This is a genomic window from Actinomycetota bacterium, assembly GCA_018830725.1.
Lineage (GTDB): Bacteria > Actinomycetota > Humimicrobiia > JAHJRV01 > JAHJRV01 > JAHJRV01.
Genome location: JAHJRV010000045.1, coordinates 1 through 3,024 on the forward strand (window position 1 = coordinate 1; position 3,024 = coordinate 3,024).

Consider the following 3,024-nt stretch of genomic DNA (forward strand, 5'->3'; position numbering starts at 1 on the left):
TGAAGAGAAAAGGAAAATAGTAGAGATTGTAGAGGTAGAAAAGAAACTTGATGCAAATTCTAAGTTTATTACTAGGAAGGTCTTTTGATGAATAATATAACTATTTCAATACTTTTTTCTACTGTTGCTTTCTTGGTCGTGATGGTAATAAGTGAAATAAGCACTGAAATGAACAAAAGACTTATAACTAAAATGAAAAGAGAAACAGTAGAAGTTGAAAAGAAAGATGTTTTAAGTAGATTTAAGAAAAAAATAAGCAATTTTCTAAACAGCACAGGACTAAAACTAGATGTTGATGAATTTTTATTTATTAATTTTATTTTATATCTAGCAATGTTTGTAGTTTTTTTGATTTTTGGAATTCCTGTTATTTTAGTTTTATTTGCCTCAATTGTGCTTCCTTTTTTATTTATTTGGTACTTTAACTATAAAAAAGAAAAAAGAAGAATAAAAATAGAAAGGCAAATGGAAGGTTTCTTAATAGATTTATCTGGTATTTTATCCCCTATACCAAATATTTTGGAAGCTCTCAAAGAATCAGTTGGAAGAGTAAATCAGCCACTAAAAGATGAGATATTAAAGATAATAAATGAGGTAACGGGAGCTAATATATCCCTGGAAGAATCTTTAAAAAACTTATCTCGTAGATTCAATGACAAAGGGCTTATAAATATTTTTTCAATTGCTATGATACAAGCCATTAAGATAGGTACTAAAGATACAGGAAAAATACTAAAAAGATACGCCGATGTTGCAAGAAGAAATGAGAGAATAAGACTAGAAGCTAACGCAAAGTTGGGATATGCAAGAACACAGAAGAATGTTTTATTAATAGGTACAATATTTCTTTATATTTTAGTTCTTATACTCAATCCCGAATATATTAGTTTTTATTCTACTAAAATAGGGCTGTTTATAGTAATTTATTCAATTTTATCAATAATTATAGGGGTTTATATTTTAAATAAAATTACAAGTATAAGTGAGTAAGATGAATTTAGAAGCGTTAATCATAGCATTAATTATGAGTATATGTGCAGGAATATTTGTTTTCTTTTCACTTCTAAGGCCTGCAAATTTAAGGGGACTGGAGAAGAAGGAAAGTAAAAACATAAAAAGTAAATTATCAGGTATTATAGATAAATTTACTGTTAGTTCTGAGGGTGAAGAGTATAATGATTTGTTTGAAAAATTGGAGGATTTCAAATACTTCGGATTTAAAATTGCCAATTTTAATGATTTCATAACAATAAAAATAATATCAGTTTGTTTTGCCTTAATTTTTTCTTTAATTACTAATATAAAAATTCCAAAAATAATCACTTTATTAGCTTATATACTAATTGCATGGAAATTACCTGACATAAAACTATCAAATGAAATTAAAGATACAAACAGAAAAATAAGAAGTGAATTACCTTATATAGCTGAGATAATTGCATTAGGTATGGAAGGGGGGATGAATTTTAACGAGAGTATTAACTTTTTAATTCAGAGTAAAAAAGGAAAAATAATTGATTTACTAAAAGAGGGGTATTTTAATTTCAGCGCTGGTGGGGGAGAAGAGAAAAGTTATATTAAAGCTGCACAAAAAAGCCTAAGTGAAGAGTTTGTTAATTTGATCAGAACTGTTTTTCAGAGCAAGCGATTGGGAATACCTGTCAGTGAGCAAATATTCAGGCTAGCTGAGAATTTAAGATATAAAAATGCAGCTTTTCTAAAGCTAAAGGTTGAAGGAATACCTGTTTATGCAACTTTGGTTATAATGGGTTTTTTCTTTTTACCAATAATTTTAGCTATCGTATCGCCTTATGTGGCAGAAATAATAAAATTCTTTTAATTTTAAAGAAAGGGAGGAGTAAATGAATTTCTTAATTAAATTCAAAGACAGATTTAGAAAAGAAAACGGAGATGTTGCAATTGAGTACTTTGTGATAGCAGCAATAATAATAATTGGTGTAGTTACTGCCCTTATAACACTGCGTGATGAGTTAATAGCTCTGATTGAAAATATCATAACAATTCTACGAACAGCACCGTAAAAAAATTAATATGAAAATAATAAATTTAAAAAGTGAAAGAGGCTCAACTCTAATTGAGTTCACCCTGACAATATTAATATTTTTAATAATATTTGCTGCAATAGTTCAGTTTGGTTATATATTATTTGCAAATAATATTGTTGAAACAGCATCCTTTGAGGGTGCAAGAGCAGGCTCCATTACACCAGATCCAGCTGATGCTGAGAGTGTTGCATCAAATGCTGTTGATGATTATATTGTAAAAGTACTTCCTGGTTGGAGTAGTGGTAATATGAAAAAAGACATATCGATAACAGGTCTTAGCCCGGAGGATACTATAACTGTAAGCGTTTCTTATGATGTACCAATAATGTTTGGTAAAGCTTTGTTCCCTTATAGCGGTGGCTATTTTACTGTCGGAGGGGAATCAACTATGACACTTACTGAAAAACCTTAAAATTATGAAGAAAATTATTAAAAATGAAACGGGTTCATACGCAATAATTGCAGGTATAATGATACCTATTTTTCTATTGATAGCTGCTCTGGCAGTAGATATGAGCATACTCTTTAGTACAAGAGCAGAACTACTCAAAGCATCAGATATAGCAGCAATAGAGGTTTCAAAATACCTAGATTTAAAAATAAGTGAGGATACAGGGGAAGCAGTAATTAAACCTGGATATGTTAATCACGCCTATGAATGGGTAAAATTAAATTTTGTAAATAGATTTGGAGGAACTTTAAAAGAAGTTGGTGTAAGATTTGAGCTTGATAATGATGAGGTAAATCCCGAGATGGTTTATGTTAAATCAGTAGCTAATATTCCTCTACATTTTGCTAAAATAATAGGTATAGCATCAACAAATGTTGTTGTTGAAGGTTCAGCAAGAATAAGGGAGGTAAAATGAGGATTATAAAAATACTTTCTTTTATATTAATAGCAATAGTTTTATTAGCTTTATTAAGTATTGCTATCACAGATATAAAGAGTTGCTCTAAA

At 29.3% G+C, this 3,024-nt stretch carries 5 protein-coding genes; all 5 read left to right on the forward strand.

The window, feature by feature from the left end:
- Positions 1-87: 87 nt before the first annotated feature.
- The 5 genes from KKC53_02335 to KKC53_02355 are packed head-to-tail and all read left to right on the forward strand — an operon-like array spanning position 88 to position 2,932.
- Complete coding sequence (locus tag KKC53_02335; GenBank protein ID MBU2598009.1) at positions 88-990, forward strand: type II secretion system F family protein; 903 nt, start codon at positions 88-90, stop codon at positions 988-990.
- A gap of 1 nt (position 991) precedes the next feature.
- Positions 992-1,840 carry a type II secretion system F family protein gene (locus tag KKC53_02340; GenBank protein MBU2598010.1) on the forward strand — a complete coding sequence of 283 codons (849 nt, stop codon included), beginning with the start codon at positions 992-994 and terminating at the stop codon, positions 1,838-1,840.
- Positions 1,841-1,862: 22 nt separating this feature from the next.
- Positions 1,863-2,042, forward strand: a complete 180-nt coding sequence (locus KKC53_02345; GenBank protein MBU2598011.1) for a hypothetical protein — start codon at positions 1,863-1,865, stop codon at positions 2,040-2,042.
- 10 nt (positions 2,043-2,052) lie between these two features.
- Entirely contained in the window at positions 2,053-2,478 is a 426-nt protein-coding gene (locus tag KKC53_02350) for a pilus assembly protein (protein ID MBU2598012.1), read from the forward strand.
- Positions 2,479-2,482: 4 nt separating this feature from the next.
- The gene (locus KKC53_02355; protein ID MBU2598013.1) at positions 2,483-2,932 is read left to right on the forward strand and encodes a Tad domain-containing protein; all 450 of its coding nucleotides are present in this window, start codon (positions 2,483-2,485) and stop codon (positions 2,930-2,932) included.
- The last annotated feature ends 92 nt before the right edge of the window (positions 2,933-3,024 follow it).

Coding starts and splice junctions, on each gene's coding strand:
- KKC53_02335 (MBU2598009.1), top strand. CDS start 88: ATGAATAATATAACTATTTCAATACTTTTTTCTACTGTTGCTTTCTTG.
- KKC53_02340 (MBU2598010.1), top strand. CDS start 992: ATGAATTTAGAAGCGTTAATCATAGCATTAATTATGAGTATATGTGCA.
- KKC53_02345 (MBU2598011.1), top strand. CDS start 1,863: ATGAATTTCTTAATTAAATTCAAAGACAGATTTAGAAAAGAAAACGGA.
- KKC53_02350 (MBU2598012.1), top strand. CDS start 2,053: ATGAAAATAATAAATTTAAAAAGTGAAAGAGGCTCAACTCTAATTGAG.
- KKC53_02355 (MBU2598013.1), top strand. CDS start 2,483: ATGAAGAAAATTATTAAAAATGAAACGGGTTCATACGCAATAATTGCA.